The organism is Acinetobacter sp. S-1, assembly GCF_059579785.1.
The window spans coordinates 2,341,709-2,366,060 of record NZ_CM184207.1; the positions used below are offsets into that span (position 1 = coordinate 2,341,709).

Annotated in this window: 23 protein-coding genes; 5 read left to right on the plus strand and 18 right to left on the minus strand. The window is 37.5% G+C overall.

Annotated features, from left to right (window positions below; translation table 11 throughout):
* Positions 1-237 precede the first annotated feature (237 nt).
* Positions 238-2,340 carry a phenylacetic acid degradation bifunctional protein PaaZ gene (gene paaZ / locus AC52J8_RS11180; protein ID WP_000892940.1) on the plus strand — a complete coding sequence of 701 codons (2,103 nt, stop codon included), beginning with the start codon at positions 238-240 and terminating at the stop codon, positions 2,338-2,340.
* A gap of 44 nt (positions 2,341-2,384) precedes the next feature.
* Here the strand turns inward: paaZ and AC52J8_RS11185 are convergent, their stop codons facing one another.
* Positions 2,385-3,764: an L-serine ammonia-lyase gene (locus AC52J8_RS11185; protein WP_496538777.1), complete on the minus strand. Its 1,380-nt coding sequence runs from the start codon at positions 3,762-3,764 to the stop codon at positions 2,385-2,387.
* A 470-nt stretch (positions 3,765-4,234) separates the two neighbouring features.
* Between AC52J8_RS11185 and AC52J8_RS11190 the strand changes: the two genes are divergently transcribed.
* Positions 4,235-4,828, plus strand: a complete 594-nt coding sequence (locus tag AC52J8_RS11190) for a hypothetical protein (RefSeq protein ID WP_496538778.1) — start codon at positions 4,235-4,237, stop codon at positions 4,826-4,828.
* A 101-nt stretch (positions 4,829-4,929) separates the two neighbouring features.
* Here AC52J8_RS11190 and AC52J8_RS11195 read toward each other — a convergent pair whose 3' ends face one another.
* The 3 genes from AC52J8_RS11195 to AC52J8_RS11205 all read right to left on the minus strand — a co-directional run bounded on the left by AC52J8_RS11195 (position 4,930) and on the right by AC52J8_RS11205 (position 6,460).
* Positions 4,930-5,364, minus strand: coding sequence for an I78 family peptidase inhibitor (locus AC52J8_RS11195; RefSeq protein ID WP_031947948.1), 435 nt, complete (start codon positions 5,362-5,364; stop codon positions 4,930-4,932).
* A gap of 163 nt (positions 5,365-5,527) precedes the next feature.
* The gene (gene soxR, locus AC52J8_RS11200) at positions 5,528-5,992 is read right to left on the minus strand and encodes a redox-sensitive transcriptional activator SoxR (protein WP_496538779.1); all 465 of its coding nucleotides are present in this window, start codon (positions 5,990-5,992) and stop codon (positions 5,528-5,530) included.
* A 174-nt stretch (positions 5,993-6,166) separates the two neighbouring features.
* On the minus strand, positions 6,167-6,460 hold the full coding sequence (locus tag AC52J8_RS11205) for a hypothetical protein (protein WP_005070027.1): 294 nt from the start codon (positions 6,458-6,460) through the stop codon (positions 6,167-6,169).
* A 454-nt stretch (positions 6,461-6,914) separates the two neighbouring features.
* Here AC52J8_RS11205 and AC52J8_RS11210 point away from each other — a divergent pair, with 454 nt between their 5' ends.
* Complete coding sequence (locus AC52J8_RS11210; protein WP_068791266.1) at positions 6,915-7,574, plus strand: epoxyqueuosine reductase QueH; 660 nt, start codon at positions 6,915-6,917, stop codon at positions 7,572-7,574.
* Positions 7,575-7,848: 274 nt separating this feature from the next.
* Here AC52J8_RS11210 and pdxR read toward each other — a convergent pair whose 3' ends face one another.
* Positions 7,849-9,324, minus strand: a complete 1,476-nt coding sequence (gene pdxR, locus AC52J8_RS11215; protein WP_086400004.1) for a MocR-like pyridoxine biosynthesis transcription factor PdxR — start codon at positions 9,322-9,324, stop codon at positions 7,849-7,851.
* A gap of 112 nt (positions 9,325-9,436) precedes the next feature.
* On the opposite strand from pdxR, the gene AC52J8_RS11220 reads away from it, so the two are divergent.
* On the plus strand, positions 9,437-9,892 hold the full coding sequence (locus AC52J8_RS11220) for a GNAT family N-acetyltransferase (protein ID WP_086400005.1): 456 nt from the start codon (positions 9,437-9,439) through the stop codon (positions 9,890-9,892).
* Between the two features lie 38 nt (positions 9,893-9,930).
* Here the strand turns inward: AC52J8_RS11220 and AC52J8_RS11225 are convergent, their stop codons facing one another.
* From AC52J8_RS11225 to AC52J8_RS11240, 4 genes are all read right to left on the minus strand, one after another.
* Entirely contained in the window at positions 9,931-11,088 is a 1,158-nt protein-coding gene (locus AC52J8_RS11225; RefSeq protein WP_086400006.1) for a winged helix-turn-helix domain-containing protein, read from the minus strand.
* Between the two features lie 129 nt (positions 11,089-11,217).
* Entirely contained in the window at positions 11,218-12,399 is a 1,182-nt protein-coding gene (locus AC52J8_RS11230) for a cyanate transporter (protein ID WP_086400007.1), read from the minus strand.
* Positions 12,399-12,881, minus strand: coding sequence for a nucleoside deaminase (locus AC52J8_RS11235; RefSeq protein ID WP_032056491.1), 483 nt, complete (start codon positions 12,879-12,881; stop codon positions 12,399-12,401). The genes AC52J8_RS11230 and AC52J8_RS11235 overlap by 1 nt, the downstream gene beginning before the upstream one ends.
* A gap of 16 nt (positions 12,882-12,897) precedes the next feature.
* Positions 12,898-13,566: an ankyrin repeat domain-containing protein gene (locus tag AC52J8_RS11240; RefSeq protein ID WP_214285107.1), complete on the minus strand. Its 669-nt coding sequence runs from the start codon at positions 13,564-13,566 to the stop codon at positions 12,898-12,900.
* Positions 13,567-13,713: 147 nt separating this feature from the next.
* Here AC52J8_RS11240 and AC52J8_RS11245 point away from each other — a divergent pair, with 147 nt between their 5' ends.
* Positions 13,714-14,571, plus strand: a complete 858-nt coding sequence (locus AC52J8_RS11245; protein ID WP_086400008.1) for a LysR family transcriptional regulator — start codon at positions 13,714-13,716, stop codon at positions 14,569-14,571.
* Here AC52J8_RS11245 and AC52J8_RS11250 read toward each other — a convergent pair.
* From AC52J8_RS11250 to tagF, 9 genes are all read right to left on the minus strand, one after another.
* Positions 14,568-15,521, minus strand: coding sequence for a M15 family metallopeptidase (locus tag AC52J8_RS11250; RefSeq protein WP_044101466.1), 954 nt, complete (start codon positions 15,519-15,521; stop codon positions 14,568-14,570). The two genes, AC52J8_RS11245 and AC52J8_RS11250, sit on opposite strands and share 4 nt — an antisense overlap.
* Positions 15,522-15,528: 7 nt before the next feature.
* Entirely contained in the window at positions 15,529-16,152 is a 624-nt protein-coding gene (locus tag AC52J8_RS11255) for a hypothetical protein (RefSeq protein ID WP_086400009.1), read from the minus strand.
* A 12-nt stretch (positions 16,153-16,164) separates the two neighbouring features.
* Positions 16,165-16,971 carry a type IVB secretion system protein IcmH/DotU gene (icmH, locus tag AC52J8_RS11260; protein ID WP_086400010.1) on the minus strand — a complete coding sequence of 269 codons (807 nt, stop codon included), beginning with the start codon at positions 16,969-16,971 and terminating at the stop codon, positions 16,165-16,167.
* 17 nt (positions 16,972-16,988) lie between these two features.
* Complete coding sequence (gene tssK, locus AC52J8_RS11265; RefSeq protein ID WP_086400011.1) at positions 16,989-18,353, minus strand: type VI secretion system baseplate subunit TssK; 1,365 nt, start codon at positions 18,351-18,353, stop codon at positions 16,989-16,991.
* Positions 18,354-18,369: 16 nt separating this feature from the next.
* Complete coding sequence (gene tssA, locus AC52J8_RS11270) at positions 18,370-19,464, minus strand: type VI secretion system protein TssA (RefSeq protein WP_032012867.1); 1,095 nt, start codon at positions 19,462-19,464, stop codon at positions 18,370-18,372.
* Positions 19,465-19,486: 22 nt separating this feature from the next.
* Positions 19,487-22,168 carry a type VI secretion system ATPase TssH gene (tssH, locus tag AC52J8_RS11275; protein ID WP_086400012.1) on the minus strand — a complete coding sequence of 894 codons (2,682 nt, stop codon included), beginning with the start codon at positions 22,166-22,168 and terminating at the stop codon, positions 19,487-19,489.
* 148 nt (positions 22,169-22,316) lie between these two features.
* On the minus strand, positions 22,317-22,580 hold the full coding sequence (locus tag AC52J8_RS11280; protein WP_004793184.1) for a PAAR domain-containing protein: 264 nt from the start codon (positions 22,578-22,580) through the stop codon (positions 22,317-22,319).
* Positions 22,581-22,596: 16 nt separating this feature from the next.
* Positions 22,597-23,364, minus strand: a complete 768-nt coding sequence (locus AC52J8_RS11285; protein WP_086400013.1) for an OmpA family protein — start codon at positions 23,362-23,364, stop codon at positions 22,597-22,599.
* 2 nt (positions 23,365-23,366) lie between these two features.
* On the minus strand, positions 23,367-24,326 hold the full coding sequence (gene tagF, locus AC52J8_RS11290; RefSeq protein WP_086400014.1) for a type VI secretion system-associated protein TagF: 960 nt from the start codon (positions 24,324-24,326) through the stop codon (positions 23,367-23,369).
* Between the last annotated feature and the right edge of the window lie 26 nt (positions 24,327-24,352).

A 24,352-nucleotide genomic window follows, 5' to 3' on the forward strand; every position in this document is an offset into this window, starting at 1 on the left:
AAATCTATTTTTCGATACACAAAAAACAAAGTCAACTAATTTTTTAGTATCAAATTAAATCTACAACAGCAAAACAAATCAAGCTATTGAAATTTATAAAATTAAGTTAAATGTAAAAAACTTTTTTACTTTTAAAAATCAAAATAAAGTTGACTTTTATACAAATTAATCTGAAATTATGAATCATATTTTTGCAATTTTTATAATTGATGTATCAAATAAAAAAGGAGTTTGGTCATGCTTGAACAAGCACACCTAGAAGGAACCTCAACTGACACAGATTTTCAGCAGTCTGAGCATCAACTGCCTCATCTTGCTTCTTATGTCTATGGAACATGGCATTCGTCTGACGAAGAATTACGTACCGTTTATCATGCCATTACAGGTGAATCGATTTATGCCGTAAGTAGTCATGGCATAGATATGAAACGTGTTGTTCAGTATGCCAAACAGAATGGTTCAGAACTGGCTAACTGGACGTTTCACCAACGTGCTAATGCGTTAAAACAAATTGCCCAACATTTACTTGAACGTAAGGAAGACTTCTACAAACTTGCTTATGCGACAGGCGCAACTCGTAAAGATGCGTGGATTGATATTGAAGGCGGGATCCAGACATTATTTGCTTATTCAAGTCTGGTTCGCCGTGAACTCAATGATGAAAAAATTATTACTGAAGACAGCTGGATTCAACTCTCTAAAAATGGGACTTTCGGTGCTAAGCACATTTTAAGTCCTAAAGCAGGTGTTGCCGTTCACATTAATGCTTTTAACTTTCCAATTTGGGGAATGCTTGAAAAGATTGCACCGACGCTACTTGCAGGCGTGCCATGTATTGTGAAACCAGCAACCGATGGTGCCCAATTAACTCAAGCGGTTGTAAAAGCCATTGAAGAGGCACATGTATTACCAAAAGGCTCGCTACAACTCATTTGTGGTCAGACTTATGACCTGTTAGAACAGTTAGGCCCACAAGACTGTGTCACTTTTACGGGTTCTGCTTACACAGGTCAAAAACTACGTAACCACCCTCACCTCAATAAATATTCGATTCCATTTAGCATGGAAGCCGACTCTGTAAACAGTGCAATTTTAAGCCCTGAGGCAAATGAAGAGACTGTCGATTTATTTGTGCGTGAAGTCTTCCGTGAAATGACTACAAAAGCAGGCCAAAAATGTACTGCTATTCGTCGCGCTTTCGTTCCTGAAAATTTGTTAGCGACTGTACAAGAGAAGCTGACTGCCAAACTTGCTAAAGTTGTGGTGGGCGACCCTCAAAAAGAAGAAACCACCATGGGGGCTTTAGCGAGCATTAAACAAAAACATGACGTTGCAGAAAAAGTTGCCGAACTCAGCAAAGATGCAAAAATTGTTTTTGGTGGAAACGATAGTTTTACATTTAATGCAGACCATCCTGAAAAAGGTGCTTTTTTCGCTCCAACTTTATTGGTGTGCGAACAGCCTTTACAAGCGACAAATGTTCATACCACGGAAGCTTTCGGTCCGGTATGTACACTCATGCCATATCAAAACATTGAAGAACTAGCTGACCTTGTTTCACGTGGTGAAGGTAGCTTAGTGGCTTCTGTCGTTAAAAATAACGATGAGAATATTGAGCAGATTATTCAAAAAATTGCACCTTGGCATGGCCGTGTGCATGTACTCGATGCAGAATCGGCAAAAGAAAGTACAGGACATGGTTCACCACTTCCACATTTAGTACACGGCGGCCCTGGTCGTGCAGGTGGCGGTGAAGAGTTAGGTGGTATTCGCGCGGTTAAACATTATATGCAGCGCACTGCAATTCAAGGCTCTCCAAACAGTTTGACGCAAATTACTCACTCATGGACTGCTGGCTCAAAAGTTAATGAAGACCGCGTACATCCATTTAAAAAGTCTTTTGATGAGTTAGTGATTGGTGAACGTTTATTAACAGCGCGTCGTACAGTCACCGAAGCAGATATTGTCAATTTTGCTTGTTTAAGCGGTGACTATTTCTATGCACATACCGACAAAATCGCAGCGGCCGAGTCTTTCTTTGGTGAGCGTGTGGCACATGGTTACTTCATTGTATCTGCCGCAGCAGGTCTATTTGTCGATGCAGCACAAGGCCCTGTGATTGCCAACTACGGTATGGACAACTTACGCTTTGTTGAACCGGTTAAAATTGGTGACTCGATTCAGGTTGAACTCACCTGTAAACAGAAAACCCCTAAACCACAAAAAGACCCGTCTCAGCCAGCGCATGGCGTTGTGGTATGGGATATTAAAGTCAAAAACCAACGTGGTGAACTTGTCGCAACTTACGACATTTTAACCTTAGTTGCTCGTGAGGCTTAATGTTTAAATTGAGATGGGGTCACCTCGTCCCCATCTCATTTTTTTTAGCACTCAATTGCGTTAACAGCGAGACCACCTTTTGAAGTCTCTTTATATTTCTCAGACATATCTTTGCCTGTTTCCTTCATGGTTTGAATCACTTTATCGAGCGTGACAAAGTGTTCATCGTCATCATGAAGTGCCATTTGGGCTGCATTAATGGCTTTTACAGCCGCAATTGCATTTCGTTCAATACAAGGCACCTGAACCAAACCACCAATCGGGTCACACGTTAAACCCAAATTATGTTCAAGCCCAATTTCAGCCGCATGTTCCACTTGCTCAGGTGATGCTCCTAAAATTTCGGCTAAACCCGCCGAAGCCATCGCACATGCCGAACCGACTTCGCCCTGACACCCTACTTCTGCACCAGAAATAGAAGCATTGAGTTTACATAAAATGCCAACGGCTGCTGCACTTAAAAAGAAACGAACCACTTTATCTTCGGAAAAGTCTTTAGAGAAAGTCACGTAGTAATATAAAACTGCCGGAATAATTCCTGCTGCCCCATTTGTGGGTGCCGTCACTACTCGACCGCCAGCAGCATTTTCTTCATTTACCGCTAAGGCAAATAAATTGACCCATTCCATCGCATGAAAAGTCGTCACAATCAGGTTTAAGTTTTTCTTATTTAATAACTTATCGTGAATTTTTTTAGCCCGACGTTTTACGTTTAATCCGCCCGGTAATATGCCTTCATTAATTAATCCGTTATGAATACATTGCTGCGTCACTTTCCAGATTTCCATAATCTTGCTGCGAATTTCAGCTTCACTACGCCAGCTTTTTTCATTTTCAAGCATTAACTCGCTCACTGATAAATGATGAGTCTTACATAAGCTTAAAAGTTCAGCCGCACTGTGAAATGGATATGGAACTTTAACGTCGTTGGTTTCAGTTTGGGTATGTGTTAATTGTCTTTCACTGACAATAAAGCCACCACCAACCGAATAGTAAGTTTCTGCGTATAAAATTTCTTGAGCATCGTTATACGCAATCAATTCCATTGCATTGGGGTGATAAGGCAAAGATTCATCTAAAAAAAGCACATCATGCTTATAGTCAAAAGAAATAGTCTTTTGCTGATTAAGCTGGATGGCTTTATTTTCAAAAACATCTTCAATCAAGCTTGTACTTACTTGGGTATCAATATGTTCAGGGTCAAAACCCATTAAACCTAATAGAACAGCCTTGTCTGTCGCATGACCAACACCGGTTGCCGACAGCGAACCGTATAACTTCACCTGAACTTTAACCGTTGCTTGTAAATTGTTTTGCTTCAATAAATCATCCACAAAACTATATGCCGCTCGCATGGGGCCAACTGTATGGGAGCTAGATGGACCGATGCCAATTTTAAAAAGATCAAATACACTAATAAACACGTGGTCCTACCTTCGATTCATTATTATTCGTATGTTCGTCATTATTGTGTCCTTTCGGATAGCTCTAAAATTATCATTAAGCCAAGTACAAATCACGAATAACTCTTCGGCAGTAGCACAAAAAGACAACGGTTGAACAATCACTATAAATAACTTTGTTCACAGCCATAACTTTTGTAGTTTTTATTAACAAATATAAATGTATTAGCGCCCCCTTCCTTAAAACAAGTACAGGAAGTTGTACAAATAAAAAACTACAAATATTAGCCATTAGTCGCACCTCCCTATTTTTATTCATTTTTGCTGGTAAAGTGCTTTACATGGTTTGATACAACCTACTTAACTCAGATGCATAATTCACCTGTTCTTGCATCTGATGTTTTTCCGCCTCTAGTCCGCTAGGGGCTTTTTTTATTATTGATTTAAAAGCTGATATATTAAATTTCTAGACATAATTAAAGATAAGAAAAATGAATCGAATTTTAAAATTAAGTGTTTTAAGTTGCCCTATTTTATTATTAAGTGGTTGTATTGGTTGTTATAACCCAACAGGCTGTAACCGTGATGATTCGCCTTATTTCTATACAACACAAATAACTCAAATCAAAGGTGTAACGGTTCCTGTTGGAACAAAACTAGTTTACAAATCTCAAAAGTCCAAACAGAAAGATGAGCAAACTGCACCACTTAAAGAAGAACATATAACAGGAATAAAGCTACCAAAAGATACCACTATACTTTGGGGAGGAATGCCTACTAATCATCTCCTTCAGTTTGCTAATCCCGAAATGCAAGGATTTACAGCCTACCGAGCACAAGAAGCTCCAGCTGTATATTCCAATCAATTTTTAAAACTCTGGAAAGAATGTGATAGTGATTTAGATATCTCGATCAAAAATAAAAATGATTGGAGCTTTAATCCTGCAAATATGAAAATTATTGGATGCGGAATTAACTACCAAGAAAGAGCGTCATACAACACCAACAATCCAAGCCAAGACAAAGTCGATATTTTTCTCATCAAAATTAATCAGGCTTTACAGCAACTGTCACAACAAAAATAGTATCCCGTTATCCATTATTCCCAAAATTAAAGTAAAAAAGCCTGCATTTTCATCAGGCTCTTTTCTTTAAAATTTGATTTACCAAACTTTAATTACACACATTAACCACAGGTTGCTTGAGTAATTTTCTTAGAAGCAGGATCAATAGTAACTGTAACTCGGTTTGTACGATAATCCATAGTCATTGGTTGACCTGGAGCCACTTTGCGCACAATTTCTGATTTAGTTTTTTGTTTAATTTGATCATCAGTAAGGCCAGATTGACCCACTAATTTTTGAGCTTCTTCTGCTACACAGTTCGCTTGGTTATCACGGAATAATTTCCATTCTTCCACGACTTGGCCATTTGGTAAGTGACAATACCCAACCTGACCATTTGCTTCATTTCTAATTTCTAATTTCCCGCCTTGTTCAACACAATATTGACTAGCTGGGTTTGGTGAACCAATTTTTGGTGGAGTTGAATCTTTATGTTGTACAGATGAACAAGCCGTTAACGAAACAAGCGCTAAACCAAGAAAGATAATTTTTTTCATAAATTTTTGCTTCTTAATAAAAAAACTAAAGATATCAAAAAAATTCATGTTTCATGTGTCTTGTTTACAATAAAAAACTCACTTGGGAGTTCTACTCACCATTTCTTTAATTGATTGGAATTTAAGATTTTCCTTTCTAAAAATAATTATCAAAATATTGCGATCATAGCCTTTCCAAAATTCGTGCTCCAGATCCCTCTTGCCCTAAAACATCTTCTGGATTTCTTAACGGACATTGCTCTAGTGATAAGCAACCACAACCAATACACCAGTCCATTTCATCCCGTAACCTCGTTAATTTTTGAATACGATCATCGAGATCTTTTCGCCAATGGCTTGATAACTCTTTCCACTGTTTAGCTGTTAATTTGCTCCCCATAGGATATGCACTAAGAGCCTCTTTAATTTCATTTAAAGGAATTCCTACTCTTTGAGCAACTTTAATAATCGCAATATACCTTAAAACAATTAATGGAAAGCGGCGCTGATTACCATTGGTTCTTATACTTTTTATCAGCCCCTTCGCCTCATAAAAATGTAGGGTCGAGACAGGAACTCCACTCCTTTTTGCAACTTCACCCACAGTCAAAACTCGACTACAGTCAGCTTTTTTATTTTCACTTATCATGATTAACCTCAACTTTACTCGAGGTTTATAAGAGAGCCTATTATTTTTGTCAAATGAAAATCCAAACACCTTAACTGCTAAAAGCCGCTTTTATGAGCTTATCTGTCTTGGCTTTTCTATAAGCGCTGTGAAAATAAATTTGATGCGATTATTAATTCAATTAAATTTAAGAAACTAATTTTGTAGGGTACATGGGCACCCGCAAACCCAAAACATGTTGTAAACGAAAGGCATTGGTGCTCCTAATGGATAGACCTTAGCTTGTTCGATCTTATAAGTTTTTTTACGTGACTCAATGTGAAGTATATTATCGTAGCGAGCAACTACAATTCCCTTTTTATATAATTTTTTCCGTTCATTCTTTGCATCAAATTTATATACCAAAAAGTAAACTTTTTCTCCTACACTGATCTTTGAATGATTAACCATAATGTAACCATTACAATACTTACATTGCCAATCTTTCATATCTTAAATAATCACACACTTAAATTTAAAAACTCACCGAATTTTATAGTATAGATTTATTAAAGCTACAAATCTAAAGAAATATTTTAATTGAAAAAATAAGGTTTATTTGTGACACACATCACAATAAAACATAAAAAATTTCAAATTATATCTAGAAACATCAATTACTTACCTAGCTATTTTTTAATATTATTATTTTAAAAAATATTAAATTTATCCATATTTTATATTACTATATAGTATTTCGGTTAATAAATTTAAAAGCGCCTATACAAATAATTTTAATATTTAACAATCTAATTATTTCATTATATTCAACTAAACCACAAATAAATTAATAAATAAATTTTAAGATATTTAAATTAATTTCATGTTTAATTGAAAATAATTCAGTTCACATTATACAAAATAAAAATATATAATCATTAGAATTACAATTTAATTTTTTATTATGTCAACTCAACGTTTAAAATTAGAACTCCCATCTGGACATGGTCAATTATTACTTCATTCTTGTTGTGCTCCTTGTTCAGGAGAAGTTATGGAAGCATTAATTGATTCTGGAATTAAATTTTCGATATTTTTTTATAATCCTAATATTCATCCGGTAAAAGAATATCTCATCCGTAAGGAAGAAAATATTCGTTTCGCAGAAAAGCATAATATTCCATTTATCGATGCAGATTATGACACGGATAATTGGTTTGCTCGAGCTAAAGGTATGGAAGATGAACCAGAACGCGGTATTCGTTGTACCATGTGTTTCGATATGCGTTTCGAGCGAACTGCCCTGTATGCACATGAACACGGCTTTAGTCTCATCAGTAGTTCATTAGGAATTTCTCGTTGGAAAAATATGGCTCAAATTAATGATTGCGGAATTCGGGCAGCATCCAATTATCCAGATATTCAATATTGGGATTATAACTGGCGAAAAAATGGTGGCTCTAGTCGAATGATTGAAATCAGTAAGCGAGAGGAATTTTACCAACAGGAATATTGTGGTTGTGTATATTCTTTACGTGACACCAACCGTTGGCGTATGAGTAATGGTCGAGACCGAATTAAACTAGGTGTTAAGTTTTATAGTAATGCCATGGAAGAAGATTAAATCTTATTTTCTTTAAAAAATTAATTCATTCTAAGCTATATTTATTCCTAGTAAAAAAAGGCCACATCTGGAGAATGTGGCCAAAAGGTGTACTGTACTGAGCTTTGATATTATTAGAATAATGAAGTTAGCTTAAAATAAGATTAATAAATCTTTTAAATTTAAATTTTTTAAAATTTCATCAAACTATTAAAATCGAATAAATATTTTTCCCTTCTCATTACAAATAAAATCACTCTAAAATCCAGATATAATTTTGAAAAGTTTAGCTATTTTACTTTTTGATACTGATGGCTAGTCTCTTAATATTTTCTACCATTTCCTCAGGTTGATGTGCAGCATAGCCCAACAGAACTGCTGCTTTTTTCGGCTCAAGTTGACAATATCTTGATAGAGGTTGAATCTCTAAGTTCAATGTCGAGCAATAAGAAATAAACTCCTGCTCAGTCCATGGTGCTTTTAACCAACATATAAGATGAATGCCTGAATCTGTAGGCCGAACGTCGAGTACATCTGAGAGGTATTCATTAATAGCGTTAATCAATACTTGTTGACGCTCATAGCATGCCTTTCGAACTTTACGTACATGTCGAGCATAGTGGCCTTGTTGAATGAATAGAGCTAAAGCGACCTGCTCTAAATATGAACTTCGTACATCAGTATAGTATTTAGCTGCACTAAAGGTTTCAATTAATGCTTCAGGTACAACCATGAACCCTAAACGAAACTCCGGAAACATCATCTTGGTAAAAGTGCCAGAATAAATGACTCTTTGCTGCTGATCTAAACCTTGTAGTGCTTGAATTGGGTGAGTGCCATAGCGAAACTCACTATTATAATCGTCTTCAAAAATCCATTTTTCTTGTTTGTTTGCCCAATCTAATAAAGTAAAACGGCGAGCTAAACTTAAAGTTCCCCCTAAAGGAAACTGATGTGAAGGTGCTGTATAGACCAGTTTGCTTTTAAAGTAATGATCTATAATGTCAGAGACTTGCATTCCCTCCTCATCACTCTCGATCAAATTTATCTGAGCACCAAAACTTCGAAAAATCTTAAAAGCTGCATCATATCCCGGCTCATCCAAACACACTTCATCATTTGCTTGAAGTAAGGCATAGGCCGTTAAATGAATAGCCTGCTGCGTTCCATTTACGATAATAATTTGCTCTTCGTTGCAGTTTAGTCCTCGGGTGGAGCGGACATATTCACAAATTGCCTGACGCAAAGGTAGATAGCCACGCGGGTCGTAAAATTGACCAAGCTGATAATACGACTGCCGCCAAGCTTGTGTTAATAGCTTGCCCCACAGTTGATGAGGAAATAAATCAATACAGCCTACCCCTACATGAAACATTTTTTTCTTTTTACTTAACCATGACTGCTTGCGCCATGAATCCAATAAAGCTTCAAGATTTGGATTAATATTTAAGGAACGATGAGTATTTTTAGACGTTTCTTTTGAATTTTTTTGAACGTGTATTAACTGATCTGGCACAACCTCAGCAACATACGTACCCGAACTTGGTTTGGTAAATAAATATCCCTCATCCAGTAATCGTTCAAGAGCCGCCAATACAGAATTTCTTGAAATTGACATCATCTCTGCCAAAGCACGACTTGAGGGTAATTTTGTTCCGGCAGTTAACCTTCCATCTAAAATGGCATCACGCAAAGCCGTATATAACCCATCTTTAATCTGGCCTTTTGGCAAAATTAAATGGGGAAAAGATGCAGAAATCGAAGCTGCCATATCAAAACTGGTACTGTGAAAAATATCAAAAGTGTATCTTATAAAAATACCACTATCAAAACTACACTCTAGTTGTCGATTTTTTATTACTTTAAAACAGAGTGTAATTATTATGCAAAATCAAGGTCTTCAAATCGTTCCTGTTCAGCAGCAAGATTATTCACAATGGGAAAAATATTGGCTTGCTTACCAAAATTTTTATCAAGTGAATTTACCCCATCATGTCACAAAAGTAACATGGGAACGTTTCTTCGATGAGAATGAACCTATGTACTGTGCCGTTGCTAAACAAGGTGAGCAGGTTTTAGGAATTGTGCACTATGTTATTCATCGTTCAACGTGGGCAGAAAATAATTACTGTTATCTAGAAGACCTGTATGTTTCACCTGAAGTTCGTGGACAGCATATTGGTAAGCAACTCATTGAATATGTGCAGAAGCAAGCTATCGAACACAACTGTGACCGTTTATATTGGCATACTCAAGAAACCAATGTAACAGCGCAAAAGCTTTATGACTGGATTGCACAAAAACCAGGAGTTATTCAATATCGTATGCCTTTGAACTAAAAAAGTGAAAACACCAAAAGCTGGAGTGCTTTTGGTGTCTAAATTTTAGTACGAATACGCTGAATCACTTTGTCATTAATAGTTAAGCATTGATTAAACGCAGCAAAACGCTTGAGCTCTTGTTCCAGTTCGAAGAAGAAGAGCTCCTTATTTTTTACTGTTTTTTCAAGATGCAGGCTAATCACTTCTAATTCTTTGATAGACCGATGCGCTTTACAATCTACTCGACCGACTAACTCATCTTGATATAGGATCGGCAAACAAAAATAACCATATACACGTTTGGCCGCTGGTACATAGCATTCAATGCGGTAATCAAATTCAAATAAAGAAGCTAGACGGTCACGATGAATAAGAGAATTATCAAAAGGTGACAGTATTTTTAAACCAAAATCAGTACTAACCTTTTTTTCTATTGCAGCAACATCAACATATAAAGTTTGACCATTCTCAAGTTTAATTGCTGATACAACACCTGCGTCAATTTGCTCCTTCAGAACGACACGCATAGTTTCTTTTAAATCATTTTTCTTTAGATAAACTAATTGTTTCCATGTAAATGCACCATGTGCTCGAAGCGTATTATTAAATAAATACTGCGCATATTCATAAAGCGTAGGCATACTTAAATCAATATTTTCAGGTAGGCAGCGCTCCGTCAAATCAAAGACTTTTTCCATTCCGTTACGCTCACAGATCATCAGGTCACCCTGCATATACAACTGCTCAAAAGCACGGCGGCCTGGTCCGGTATTCCACCAGTTTCCCAAACTCTTTTTATTATTTTTATCAATATCTCTTAATCGAATTTTACCTTCAGCACGAACACGGGCTAAAATTTCATTCATAAGGTGTTGATCACCTTTATTGAAATAACGGCTTTCTCCGTTTCTGACAGACATCATGGCTGGCAATGCATAGCGATAATCTTTCATAGGAAGATACGATGCGGCATGATACCAATATTCAAAAATCTGGCGCTCACAAACCAAACTATTGAGATGACTTAGCTCATAATCAGGCACTCGGCTCCACAATATATGGTGATGAGCTCGCTCTACAACCGATATGGTATCTATCTGCACATATCCTAAATGCTCAATAGCCTGTAAAGTTCCATCCATGCCTTTTGCAAATCGACTGGTTTTTCCTAGGCCTTGATTAAATAAAGTGAGCTGTTTCAAAAAAGAAGTCATAGAAATCAAATATTGTTGTATTCATTTAAAAGAGGAAATTTTCAGTTCTATCCTATCACTATTTCCTCATTTGCTTGTGATTATAGGAGCAACAATTCTTAAAAAATGAATCTCGGCTAACTCAACGTTTTACAGACTTACTTTAAAATAACTTTTGGGATTCAATCTAATTACTAAAACAACTACTAATATCACACTGGCTAAATGGAAAAGCCATCCTGCTTTGTAAACCCCCGTAAGATCATGCAAAATTGCAATAATCCACGGCGGGATTGCTGCCAGTAAAAAACCACCACCCTGCATCAGTGCAGATAAAGCACCTGCATGAGTCGGATCATCAAAATGGTCTAATGCAACGATAAGCATTAATGCAAAACATCCCCCCAAACCTACGCCCAAACAAATTGCCCAAAGTATAGAGGCAAAATCAGGCATAAAAGCCATTCCAGAGAAACCGACTAGCTGCATTGCCAACGTAAACCATAACCATGGACGTCGGTCTTTATATTTCCTAGCTAAAACAGGCAAAATTAGCGCTGAAGCTGCTTGGCTCAAGGCCAGCAAAGCGAATAATTTTCCACTTTGTGCTGCACTCCAACCCTGATCTTGAAAAGAAGGTGCCAACCACGCTACTACGGACGAGTAGCCACCATTTACAAGTCCAAAGCACATCATTAATAACCATGTTCGAGGTTGATTTAACAACTTGCGTACAGGCGCATGATGAATGGATGAACTAACTTTTATAGGTAAAAAGACAAGCGCCAATATAAATGCAAATAAAGCTGGAATGGTAAAAAAAGCTAGGCCAATCGACCAGACATCCGTTATATTTGAAATTATGGGAGCTAACCATGCACCTAGTGCTCCTCCTCCCATGAGCATAGCCGAATAAAGCCCCATCATCGGCCCAATATATTGGCTAAATTCTCGTTTAATCATACCGGGAAAAGCCGCTTGTATCATCGCAACTCCGAATCCAATTAATATTGCACTAAGAATTAATCCTTCGGATGTAGGCAATAAAAATCGGACAGCACATCCTCCACAAATGGCCAGCAATGCACCAAGAATAGCTTTTCGTTCGCCGACATAGTTCTGCAATATTGGGCCAACAAATGCAATGACTCCCATAAGCATCATCGGTAGCAAAGTAAGTAGTGCTATCCCTTGTAAGCTTAAACCAGTGGCTGTTCGAATATTGGCAATCAATGGTCCAATACTCGTTATAAATGGTCTTAAATTAAGGCCAACTAAAGCCACAGTTACAATGAGCATCGGCTGGGTCAAAAAAGCTCCAGACTGCTTCATTATTTTGAGCCTGAATGATTGGCTTGATAATTCTTCCAATGCGCATAAAGATCAGTGCGGTTTTCAACTCTGATCGGTATATATTGAATTTTCATTGATTGCTCAGCAAAGGGCTTGGCAAGCTCAATATATATTTCAGCTGTAGACAAACCAAATGGTGTTCCGTCTTCATTAGAATAAGCATAGCTCACCGACTTTATACCAGCTAAACGCATCGCAGCCATACACATTGGGCATGGATGGCCACTTGCATACACAGAGCAGCCTTCTAAATTGGCAGATCCTAAAACTTGGCTGGCTGCACGAATCGCCAGTAATTCAGCATGTGCGGTTGGGTCATTCGTTACCAGAATCTGATTTACGCCTGAAGCAATAATTTCTCCATTTTTTACAACCACAGCACCAAATGGCCTGCCACCTTTTTCGATATTGTTATAGGCAAGCTCAATCGCCTTACGTAAAAACTGTTCACCTTTTTCCATCACATACTCTCACTTTCTATTTTGCACCAGCTGCAAGAAGTCTTTTTTCAATTTCGAGGTATCCTCGTGACCGCGCATGTTCTAAGGGAGTTATCCCGTCTTTATCTGCCAAGTTCGGATCAGCACCTGCTTTCAATAAAAGCTCTACAATGTGTTGATATTTAGGTTCTCCATTTCCCAAAATGATGGCCTCAAGTAATGCTGTCCAACCCAAATTATTCACATGATTAACATCTACACCGGCCGCAATTAATGTACGGACTGTTTCAACATGGCCTCGTTCCGCTGCTGGAATTAGCGCAGTTCCACCGTAACGGTTAATACTTTTTAAATCGGCACCATGCATGAGTGTCATTCTTAGAATTTTTAAATATCCCTGTGCACCAGCATATAAATATGGACTGTCTTGAATATTGTCTTTTGCATTTACATCGGCACCCGCCTCTATCAGCATATGAGCAGCATGTACATTATTTGCTCTTGTAGCGACCATCAAAGCAGTCGAACCAGTTTCATCTCGCTCATCAATTAAAGCTTTTTGAGATAAAATCCGTTTGATAGATTGTGTGTCATTATTTATCACTGCCTGATGTAAAGGATACTCACCCATTGCATTCGTCATATTTGTAAAACCCAACGCCCCTAATGCGACAATCAGATTCATCCATATTAGTGACTTACGCATGGTGGCCTCCCAATAGAAATTTTTGGCTAAACATTTTATAAATAGAATAAAGATCACCAAAAGTATTTGGAAATTAAATTATTTAATCGATAGTATTAAGATTATAAATACTTATCTTATTGGCTTTTTAGTGTGGCGGTACCTAATATGTTTGATCCTCGCCTTTTACGTGCTTTCGTCACTATTTTTGAAACTGGCGGTTTTACCGCAGCTGCCGAACGATTACACCTGACTCAATCAACAGTTAGTCAGCAGTTAGCACGACTTGAAGAATCTGTCGGTCATGCCCTTATAGATCGGACAGCAAGACCTTTCAACTTGACGGCATCTGGAGAATATCTAATTGGTTATGCGCAAAGGATTTTGACTCTCCAACAAGAAGCTGAAGCGCTACTTAAAGATCCAGCAGGAAGTATTCCCATTCGTATTGGTTTACCAGAAGATATGATGAGCCAAGCAATGGCCGAAGTTTTTGGTATATTTGCCAAAGAGCATCGTTCCATTCGTTTAGACGTAACCTCTGGCTTGAGTCGCAACTTAACAGAACGTTATCGGAATGGTGAGTTCGATATTATTATTGTCAAAGAACCTGCGGCCAGTGCTGATCACCACGCTACATTCCCAGAAGAAATGGCATGGTTTGAAAGTGAGAATTCAACAACTGCATGGTCTGATCCCATAAGTTTAGTGACCTTTCCTCAAGGCGGACTTTATCGGGACGAAATGTTCACAACCTTAGAGCGCGAACGGCGACGTTGGTATATTGCATTTACGGGTAGTAGTCTAGAAAGCGTGTTAGTCAGTGTTGAAACAGGATTAGGATTATCTTTATTGCCTGTAGCTACGACCAATGGCCGGAGAGTACGTCGATATGATGCATTAGGAGCTGTGCCGCCTATGACCGTTTCAATTTACACATGGGAAAAAGCTGGGATAATTTCCCAGCTTGTAGATAAAATGACGACTGTTTTACAAGAACGTTTTCAATCCTCAATAAATATTTAACTTATATCATTCGAACTTTCAGCAATCAGTTTTTCTGCCATTTCTTGAGTTTTTCTTAAGCCTGGCATACGGAACTCGGTATGCCCATAATCTTGGATAGATTTCCAACGTCCACCCCAAGTCAAACCAACCGATTCGGCGACTTGACCATATAATCGATAGCCTTGCATTGCCCACGGATCTCGCTCAGAAATAACCACTTTTCCATTTCGCTTAAATGCTACATCAGCTGCTAAACCAAATTGGTGATAGCTTTGATACCCCCTCGCTCTAGTCGTATTTGGATTGCCCGCCAACATATTCTGACGTGCTGGGCTACGATAGCCTTCTAATAGAACCAACTCATAACCATATTGTTCTTTCATGATTTTAAAGACCATGAGTAAACGCTGTTTATATCGTGGGTTCATTTTGTCCCATTTACGATCAACTAAATTTGTGTCCAGAATAGCTCGACCATCGAAACTGACGTTATCAATCGGTGAAGAATTAATAGCTCCACTATTTTGAGACGAATATTGCTGCTCTAACTGCGTCGCCTCAACAATTGCGGCTTCAATTAGGCTTTCATCTACTTCTGGCGGTGGCGATAATATTTCACCATTTAAAAGTGCATAGATTTGAGGATCTGTTTTTTTCAGATATTCAGCTTCAATTCGGGTTGAACTAATCGGACGAGTAAAAGCAAAAACTAATATACTGGCAAACAAGAAAAAGCCTGCAATTACAATCCACCATTGCTGTAAATGCCAATGAGATTGTAATTTTTCAGGAGCAGCTGCCTGATTCATGGTTTGAGCAAATTGTTTAACCTGATTAAGCTGTTTACGCCCTTGGGGCAGTAATGACAAAACAAAATCTTTGCTTCTACTCCTGAGTTCATAAGACATTAAAAACGCTAAACCAATTGCCAAACATGTAAAGCAAAAGAATATGAGAAAGATCATCATCAGTTCATTAATTCACGGCAAAAGGACTTCGTGTAATTTTAATATCTACCGATGCCTTAGGTGGCTCAACCTCAGGTTCTGGTTCGGCTGGAGCTTTACTCTCAACTACGGGTTTAGCCTGCACCACTTGTTGCTGCTGCGGCTTACTTACAGGCTTTTGCTGAGCTGGCTGTATTTTAGGTTGAACCGCTTTAGCTGCACTCGTCTGTAGTTGAGGCACAACCTGAACTTTCTTTTCACCTGTTAGCTGTTCATCAAATGGTGAAACTCGTTGTTCATTCGTAGCAACAGGTTTATGTGGAACAGGTTTAAAAATATTGCTTAACTCATTATCTTTTGGCTGTTCAAAGCCATCACGACTCATTGAGTCCGTCTCGTTGTCTTGACTTACAGCAACCTGATTTTGTTCATCTGAAGAATGTACAGCATCTTGATTTAAAATTTGCTCTTCCGTTGATTTACTCTCAATTGCTGCTGATTCTGGCGAATTCGGTTGAGACAAGAACAGGAATAGCGAGATGCTGACAAACACCCCTGCAATCACACCAATCACAATATAAAGTACTGGTGATTTCGGCTTTTTTTTATTCGATTGTAAAACTCGAATAGAAGTTGGTTTTTCCTGAGCCATTTCGTTCCATCATCAAGGTAAATAAATTGTAATATTTGCTTGCTCTTGAGGAGCAGAAATCACATTTTGATAGTTAGATAATGCTTTATCATTTTGATTGTTCAGCATAAATCTTAAACCCGCAAAGGTAAGTAATGCAAAAATCAATAAAAAGATCAAAATCCAAAAGAAAGGTACTTCGCGATGAATAATATTTCGTATTTGATCGGGAATTGCCGAGAACGGCGAAAACGCAACTTTTTTCCCTTTTAAATAGTCAATTTCATCACCAACTCTTGATACTAGGTGGTTGAGACTTTCAATAGATTCAATTCGGTACTTACCCTGAAAACCGAGCAAAAGGCAGTAATGAAATACTTCTAACGCAGCTAGTCGTTCTTTTCCACGACTTCGCAATTGCTCCAAAATTTCAAAGAAACGATACCCAGCTAACTGAGAACCAAACAAGCTCAATTGCAATGGGCTAATTAACCAAGCATTTTGTAAATTAAAATAGCTTGGGTCTTGTTGCGTTACGATAGTTTCATCAATCAAAGCACAAAATGCATATTTAGCATCATGAATATCATCAGCTGAAAATTGCAACTTTTTAGCTTGCTGCTCAAATTGATTGAGTAAATTTAAGATTTTTTCACGAAACTGCTGAGCGTCTGCCGGCACATACTGATTTCGAATCAAAAAAACCAAATAAAAGCCATCATGCAATAAATCAATAAGATTGATTGCCTGTAGCTTTGCCTGAGACTGGCTATTATTGTTCCCACCCGTTCCAATTTGCCCATCGTCAAATAAAGAAGGAGCACCAGTGGATTGTGACATTTTTCTCTCCTTTACCCTTAAGCGTTCATAACCGCAATCAGTTCAATACTGATATCTTGGAAGCCAGCCGGAACATAAATACAAATCGTCTCTGAATCTAACATACGTTGGTATAATTCATGATGCGGTTCAACTTCAAAATAGCTCACACCAGAACGTACAGGAATCGCTGTTGGAACCTGAATCAAGTGATGCAATGGAATTGCAGGTAATGCTGCAACTACACGTTGCTCTACATCTAAAGTGCTACCAATCTTGAATCGTAAAGGTACGATCTGGATCAACTCATGTGTCTGCATTGCGCTACTTGATACAGCAATATAAAGTCGAGTGTCTCGAGTAATCTTATCGGTTTCAAGACTTCCCACCCAATATGAAGGTCGGATCTCTTTAAGCGTAATACTGATGTAACGGCTCGAAATAATCGTATCGAGTAAATCACGTAGAATCGTGTCTAACTGAGTAAAACTTTCTTGTAAATTATGATGTTTATAAGCAGGCAACTGATCAACATCATACGCCGTCGAGAAAGTTAATAATGAACCTGCTAAACGTAACAATTCGAAAAACAACCGTTCTGGATGGATTTGTGGATATTGCACAAAATGATTCAAGCCAGCATGAGCTGTGTTTAAGGCATTTACCAACCAGAATGAAACGATATCACCTGAACGGAATTCAATTAATTTCTGTTCATTTTCTCGGTTATTGGTTTGAATCGTCTTAATTTTTGCCTTAATAACATTGAGTGTTCTTTTTAAGTTTGAAATGAGTGATTCAGAGGCATCCACATGCAAAATTGGCGGAATAAACTTTCGATCAATTTCAAAAGCGCCGGAGCTTTGGCGCTTAATCTTTCCAATCGGCAGATATAAGAAACCATCTAGATTGTGGTCTGGATTACTATGTACATCTAATAATTTAAAAACAGCACGTCGGCGTAGCAAACTAATATCTGCTTCGGTAGCATTCGTAAATAGATCATGCGTTTCGACAAGGTGCGATTGATATCTACCCTTTTGCACTTGGTTTTGATCAATTAGATTTTGCTTATTTGCTTGTAAAAGCGGCAATGCTAAATAGATTAGCATCTCACCACGTAAATTAAGATCATCTAATAAAATTGGTTCAGGCAATAGATCATATGCCGGTGCCTGATAAATTTCACCGTCTTGCCAGATCATCTCTACAGACTCAAGAGCAAGAATATGCGTACTCAACTGAGCCTCATCGAAACTCAATTTTTGAATACCATACGAAAAAGGTACAACTGCGCGAACCGTATGATTTAGGCGTTGTTCATGATACGTATCTTGAATTTGGAAATGTTGAGGTCTTAAAAATAAACCTTCGCCCCACAGGACTTTTTCAGCTTTAAACATATGTCTTTACCAATCTTTATTCATATTCATTTTTAGGCTGCACACCTAACATTTCCTGAACCATTTGTAATGGATGCTCATCTTTGATGACTTGCGCTAACCACTCGTGTAATGGCATTTGACTCCATTTAATTGTTTTTTGAAGCATATAGCTCACAGGGCTATGAGGTTCATTTGCTTGGAAGTAATCTGCGATTTCTTGCAATACTTTCATTGCTTGCTCACGGTTAGCCAAGTGCGTTTGTGCTTGAGGCTGAAAAGCTGGCTGATCTGAAACAACTTGTACAGGCACTTGATTTTCCATAGATGAACTCGTGATAACAGTAGCTTGTTCTTGGATTGGCGCAAGCCCTGTACCAAAAGCTTCTGCTTTATAAATCTTACGTAATGTGCTGTGAATAGTCTCAAATGCCGAATCAATAGCAGCAAAACTCGGCGAATCTAATCCCATTAAATGATCAAGAGTCTGTTTTAAAACATCCCACTCGGTTAAGACTGAACTAAAATCTTGATAATTAGAGTATTGAAAAGTTTTAGAAGTATTAAAAATGGCTTGGTCGAATTGTTCTAATTCAGATGGTCCTGACTGGCTGTCATACTCTTCAGTTTGTTTACGGCGAACATTTTCGTGATATAGAAAATTATCGTAATCAAGCAAATTATAATAAGGAGCCGTATTAGTTAAAGAAACTTTCTTTAACAACATCGGAAGTTGATTAATTAAACCCTGTAATAAACCAATGCGTTGATCTAAGTCATCATCTTCAATAACAGGGTGAATTTCCTGCCAGTATTGATTCAGCATGGTATGGCTTAAAGTTAAACCTTTAGCCATACCTTCAAAACCATAAAGATGAGTCCAAGCCTCTAAGAGCCAAGTTAATAGACGAATATCTTTCGTTTTATCTTTTAGCAAAACACTCGTGTTCTTTGCTACAAAGTCCCAATCGGCTTGTTTGCGCTCAGCAACCCAATCACCTTGATCTAGTAATAGATCATCTTGTGTCTTGGCTTTTTTTATTTCATGAAATTCATTAGAAAACGAAAAGTCATCACCACAAGGCAAACTATCACTAATGGGTTCGAGTAGTTCAGAAATATCAATATTCATCTAATTTTAGCTCTATTCAATTTTAAACTTCTGACTTCAATTTTTTACTAGTCCTTTTTTTAGCAGCTTTTGCAACTGGGTCTAGTACATATTGAATTTCGTCATCTTTAGCATCAATCATGATAATTTTTGGCAACTTTTGCTCTGCTAAAGCCACCAAAATTTCTGTAGCCAATGCAGGTAACACCGTAGAATTTAAAATATTATCAACATTACGTGCACCACTATCGACTTCTGTACAACGGCTTAAGAGGAGCTCTACCAAATCTTCAGAATACTGGACTTGTGTACCGTATTGTTTCTCAATTCTTGCTGTGATTTTGCCTAACTTATGTTTAATAATTCGTACAAGTAGATCATCATGCAGTGGGAAATAAGGTACAACTCTCATTCGGCCTAAAAATGCAGGCTTAAATTGTTTATATAAACTTGGTTTTAAGTGCTCAATCAACTCTTCAGCTGTAGGCCACTCTTCTACAGGTCTATTTAAGCAAGCCTGCATAATGGCACTTGAACCAGCATTTGAAGTTAACAAAATAGTCGTGTTTTTAAAGTCAATTACTCGTCCTTCACCATCCTCTAAAGTACCTTTATCGAATACTTGATAGAACAGTTCCTGAACATCACTATGAGCTTTTTCAATTTCATCAAGCAACACAACACTATATGGGTTACGGCGAACAGCTTCTGTTAAAACTCCACCTTGACCATATCCGACATATCCTGGAGGTGCACCTTTTAACGAAGATACAGTATGAGCTTCTTGATATTCAGACATATTAATTGTGATTAAATGCTGCTCACCACCATATAACTCATTTGCCAAAGTTAATGCAGTTTCAGTTTTACCTACACCACTCGGCCCCACTAAAAGAAATACACCTTGTGGCTTATTAGGATCTTCAAGCTTTGCTTTTGAAGTTTTAATCCCTTGAACTAATTGTGTAAGTGCATAATCTTGCCCCATTACACGCTCGCCCAATTTATCTTCAAGCGTTAATATCTGTTTAATTTCATCATTAACCATTTTTCCAACAGGAATACCTGTCCAATCAGAAATAATTTCATTAATGATTTGAGAATTTACTCTTTCAAATACTAATGGTTGCTGGCCTTGAATATCAGCAAGATCTTTACGCAGTAGATTAATCTGATCGAAAGCTTCAGACTCATTAGCATGATTCTGCGCTTCTAACTCTTGAATTTTATGAACAAGTTCTAATTCTTTTTGCCACTGCTCTTCGGTTTCATGGATCTCTTTTTGCAAAGATTCTAAATTAGCTTTTAAAGCTTCCAATCGTTCATGATGAATTGGAATCTGACGATGCTCATTTTCTAAAATTTGCTGCTCAAGCTTTAAGTTATGCTCTTGGGCCTTTAACTGATCAAGCTTTACAGGTTGAGCATTTTGAGTCAACGCAACACGTGCTGCAGCCGTATCAAGCACACTAATTGCTTTATCCGGAAGTTGGCGTCCACTAATATATCGATGTGAAGAATGAACTGCAGTAACGATGGCCTCATCATCAATTTGCAATTTAAAATGCTGCTGCATGACTGGAATCATCGCCCGCAACATATCTACTGCAACCTCTTCAGTTGGCTCTTCTACTTTTACTACCTGAAAACGTCGGCTCAATGCAGCATCTTTTTCGAAATATTGTTTGTACTCTGCCCAAGTAGTCGCAGCAATCGTGCGCAACTCACCACGTGCAAGTGCTGGTTTTAAAAGATTTGCAGCATCATTTTGTCCTGCTTGTCCACCTGCACCAATTAAAGTATGCGCTTCATCAATAAATAAAATAATAGGATGAGTAGAAGCTTGAACTTCTTGAATAACCTGTTTTAAACGGTTTTCAAACTCGCCTTTAACACTTGCACCCGCCTGTAAAAGTCCCATATCCAGCACATGTAAATGGACATTTTTTAGGGCGTTTGGTACTAAACCTTGAGCAATTTTTAAAGCCAAACCTTCCACTACAGCTGTTTTACCAACACCTGGCTCTCCGGTTAAGATCGGATTGTTTTGGCGTCTACGCATTAAAATATCGAGCATTAAGCGAATTTCATATTCACGTCCAATAACTGGATCTATACCGCCTTTTTTCGCTTTTTCAGTGAGATTAATCGTATATTGATCAAGTGCAGGTATTTTAGCTACTTTGGTATTTGCTGCAGTTGTGTCTGTAGGTTCAGCTTCATCTGAAGGTGTTTTTGTTTCATCTTGTTGTTCAACACTCTTCTCACAAATTTCAAGAAACTTATGTTTCATTGAATCAATTGGTAAAAGATCAAATAAACTCGAAGCTCTTGTTGCAATTTGATATAAATCAGGTGCAGTTAATAATGCAACTAATAAATGACCACTACGAATAACGGGATTTTGTTCAGCCGAAGCTAATAACCAAGCTTGTTCAAACAAACGAACAATAGATTTAGCAAAAATAGGAGTTCGAGTATTACCCTTTGGTAATTGAGAAATTGTTTCTTTTAAATCATCAGCTAAAGCTTCAGATGAAATTTTATATTTCTTTAATAAAATTTTTAAATCATTCTCTAAAGATTGATTAAGTAATTCTAAAAATAGATGTTCAATTTCAATTTCGTAATTTTGTTGAATAACACAAGCATTAGCCGATTTTTCTAAAGCAGTTCGTGCAACTGTAGAAAGTTTTGTAATTAAAATTTTTAAATTACTCATCATTACTCTCAATATTTTTAAATAATTTAATGCTTAAAATCATAATGCCTGTATATTAACAAAATTCAGCTTTATCAGACAAACTACTCATCATTTCAAGCGTTAATATGTTTTAGTAGATATTTATATCTATATAAAAATATCTCTACCCTTACCCTTGATTAACTAAACTCTGTTTTGGCAATAATTTACAGCCACATGATAATGAATCATTTACACGCGCTGCGGATTTTCCCATGACAAGCATATTGGGGTCTCCCGATACAATCGTAGAAACCGTTTTGTGTAACGGACAAGTAGCCTTATCTCCTACACAAGCAATTGCAATTCCATCAATTAAAAATGTACTGTTTCCTGAAATGACTTGCCCTCCACCAGTTGTTGGGCATCCAATCGTAATGTAAGGGCTAGCCATGTTCTTCTCCTTATATTTATAGAACAGTAAACTCAATCCGACGGTTTTTCTTTCTTCCTTCTGGAGAAGTGTTATCTGCAACTGGCTTAGATGAACCTAAACCTTCAGTAGATAAATGGTCGGCAGGAATACTCTTACTAATCAAATAGTTTTTAACTGCCAATGCTCGGTCTTGACTAAGTTTTAAGTTTTTATTCGCATCACCAGAACTATCTGTATGTCCTACGATTTTGACTTTCTTGCCGCCAACTTTATTTAAAGCAATAGCCATCTCGTCAAGAATTTTTTGACCCGCATCAGTTAAAACTGCGCTACCAGATTCAAACTCAATAATTCGATTTTTAAGTGCATCATCAATGATTTTCTGCTCAGCCTGATTGACTGATAACTGTGAATACAGTTGATACGGTGGCTGCACTAGTCCTTGAAAAGATTGAATTGTAGGCTGGATATCTGCTGGGTTCAGCATTTTTCCACTCAACTCAAACCGAGTACCATTTACGCTTAATTTGCCTTGTGAAACCTTTTTAAGATCAGGGGTAATCACTCGAGTTACGGAATCACTCCATCCATTTGGAGCAGCTACGGGTCTTACTTGTATTTTATCTACAACCTGATCAGCACCATAAACAGATTGCATTTTTAATAAGATGGCCTGTTTACTCGCTTCGTTAGGAACCACACCTTCTACAACAATCGGCTGAGCTAAAGCATAGTTAGCGATTGTATAGATAAAACAGCCTTTTATGAGCTGTGAAAGTTTAGTTTGATATCGTTGATTCATTATTATTCACCCAAAAAAGTCTGTCTAAATAGTTTTAAACCTTGATTTAAACTTAGTTGGCGTTGGCATAATGATTGTTCTAGCGTAGCTAAACCAGCATTCTGCTCCAAATAAGTATCAATCCATTGTGCTTCTATTAAAGAAACCCAGTGTTTACTATCCATATTCTGAGTAAAAATATCGCTCAGGGCCAAAATATCCGCCCCTTGAAAACCGAAGAATAATACAGGTTGCTCTCGATGTAACAAACCTATCAGCACCTCAGTATTATGCTCTTTTAAAAAGCGACAAATAATACTGACCCAAAATGCTGCTATTTCATAACTGTAAGCAGGATTATTAATAGGCAAAATTAAAACTTTATTTAATCGACTGGTTCCATTTTGTAAAATTGGCTGTAGCAATAATCCCAGCCCAATCATACTTTGCGCTAACTCATAAATACTTATCTTCATTAACTGAGCAAATGAGTGCATCGTATGATTTTCATAGAAACCCACACATTCACGTTCAGTTAAAACCTGAATTTGATTTTGTAAGTGACCTAATTTTCCAAGTAACAGATCTGAATCTTTAATTCCTTTTAAAGCACGATTGTTTTGAAATAAATCAACGAGTACATGTTTATAGCTATAGGGCGCATACAACAAATTATCATACGGTAAATCAATTTCTAATAAATGGCTCAGTACCATTGGAAAAGATCGACCCGAACTATCTTCACTTGCAAGAAGGTTCGCCGCTAAAAACATATTTTCTTTCGGATTCGCAATAAAGAAATCCAGCGAAGGCAACGTGTTATAAGCTTCTTTAAAGCTGCCTGATTGCATTGCATATTCCAATGCTTCAGTAATCCACTGATCAAGCAACTGTATTAGAGCATTCTGACCTTTTGTTTTTAAAAAGTCGCCTCGTGCAGGACTTTTGCCGTAATACAAAGGAGTTGTTTTTAATGTTTGCATTACTGCTCCTCCTTTCGCATAGAGGT

Coding starts and splice junctions, on each gene's coding strand:
- AC52J8_RS11190 (WP_496538778.1), top strand. CDS start 4,235: ATGAATCGAATTTTAAAATTAAGTGTTTTAAGTTGCCCTATTTTATTA.
- AC52J8_RS11240 (WP_214285107.1), bottom strand. CDS start 13,566: ATGCGTAAGTCACTAATATGGATGAATCTGATTGTCGCATTAGGGGCG.
- tssH (WP_086400012.1), bottom strand. CDS start 22,168: ATGATGAGTAATTTAAAAATTTTAATTACAAAACTTTCTACAGTTGCA.
- AC52J8_RS11245 (WP_086400008.1), top strand. CDS start 13,714: ATGTTTGATCCTCGCCTTTTACGTGCTTTCGTCACTATTTTTGAAACT.
- pdxR (WP_086400004.1), bottom strand. CDS start 9,324: ATGGCAGCTTCGATTTCTGCATCTTTTCCCCATTTAATTTTGCCAAAA.
- AC52J8_RS11225 (WP_086400006.1), bottom strand. CDS start 11,088: ATGACTTCTTTTTTGAAACAGCTCACTTTATTTAATCAAGGCCTAGGA.
- AC52J8_RS11210 (WP_068791266.1), top strand. CDS start 6,915: ATGTCAACTCAACGTTTAAAATTAGAACTCCCATCTGGACATGGTCAA.
- AC52J8_RS11250 (WP_044101466.1), bottom strand. CDS start 15,521: ATGATGATCTTTCTCATATTCTTTTGCTTTACATGTTTGGCAATTGGT.
- icmH (WP_086400010.1), bottom strand. CDS start 16,971: ATGTCACAATCCACTGGTGCTCCTTCTTTATTTGACGATGGGCAAATT.
- AC52J8_RS11230 (WP_086400007.1), bottom strand. CDS start 12,399: ATGAAGCAGTCTGGAGCTTTTTTGACCCAGCCGATGCTCATTGTAACT.
- AC52J8_RS11205 (WP_005070027.1), bottom strand. CDS start 6,460: ATGAAAGATTGGCAATGTAAGTATTGTAATGGTTACATTATGGTTAAT.
- AC52J8_RS11255 (WP_086400009.1), bottom strand. CDS start 16,152: ATGGCTCAGGAAAAACCAACTTCTATTCGAGTTTTACAATCGAATAAA.
- tagF (WP_086400014.1), bottom strand. CDS start 24,326: ATGCAAACATTAAAAACAACTCCTTTGTATTACGGCAAAAGTCCTGCA.
- AC52J8_RS11195 (WP_031947948.1), bottom strand. CDS start 5,364: ATGAAAAAAATTATCTTTCTTGGTTTAGCGCTTGTTTCGTTAACGGCT.
- tssA (WP_032012867.1), bottom strand. CDS start 19,464: ATGAATATTGATATTTCTGAACTACTCGAACCCATTAGTGATAGTTTG.
- AC52J8_RS11285 (WP_086400013.1), bottom strand. CDS start 23,364: ATGAATCAACGATATCAAACTAAACTTTCACAGCTCATAAAAGGCTGT.
- AC52J8_RS11235 (WP_032056491.1), bottom strand. CDS start 12,881: ATGGAAAAAGGTGAACAGTTTTTACGTAAGGCGATTGAGCTTGCCTAT.
- paaZ (WP_000892940.1), top strand. CDS start 238: ATGCTTGAACAAGCACACCTAGAAGGAACCTCAACTGACACAGATTTT.
- AC52J8_RS11220 (WP_086400005.1), top strand. CDS start 9,437: ATGCAAAATCAAGGTCTTCAAATCGTTCCTGTTCAGCAGCAAGATTAT.
- tssK (WP_086400011.1), bottom strand. CDS start 18,353: ATGTTTAAAGCTGAAAAAGTCCTGTGGGGCGAAGGTTTATTTTTAAGA.
- soxR (WP_496538779.1), bottom strand. CDS start 5,992: ATGATAAGTGAAAATAAAAAAGCTGACTGTAGTCGAGTTTTGACTGTG.
- AC52J8_RS11280 (WP_004793184.1), bottom strand. CDS start 22,580: ATGGCTAGCCCTTACATTACGATTGGATGCCCAACAACTGGTGGAGGG.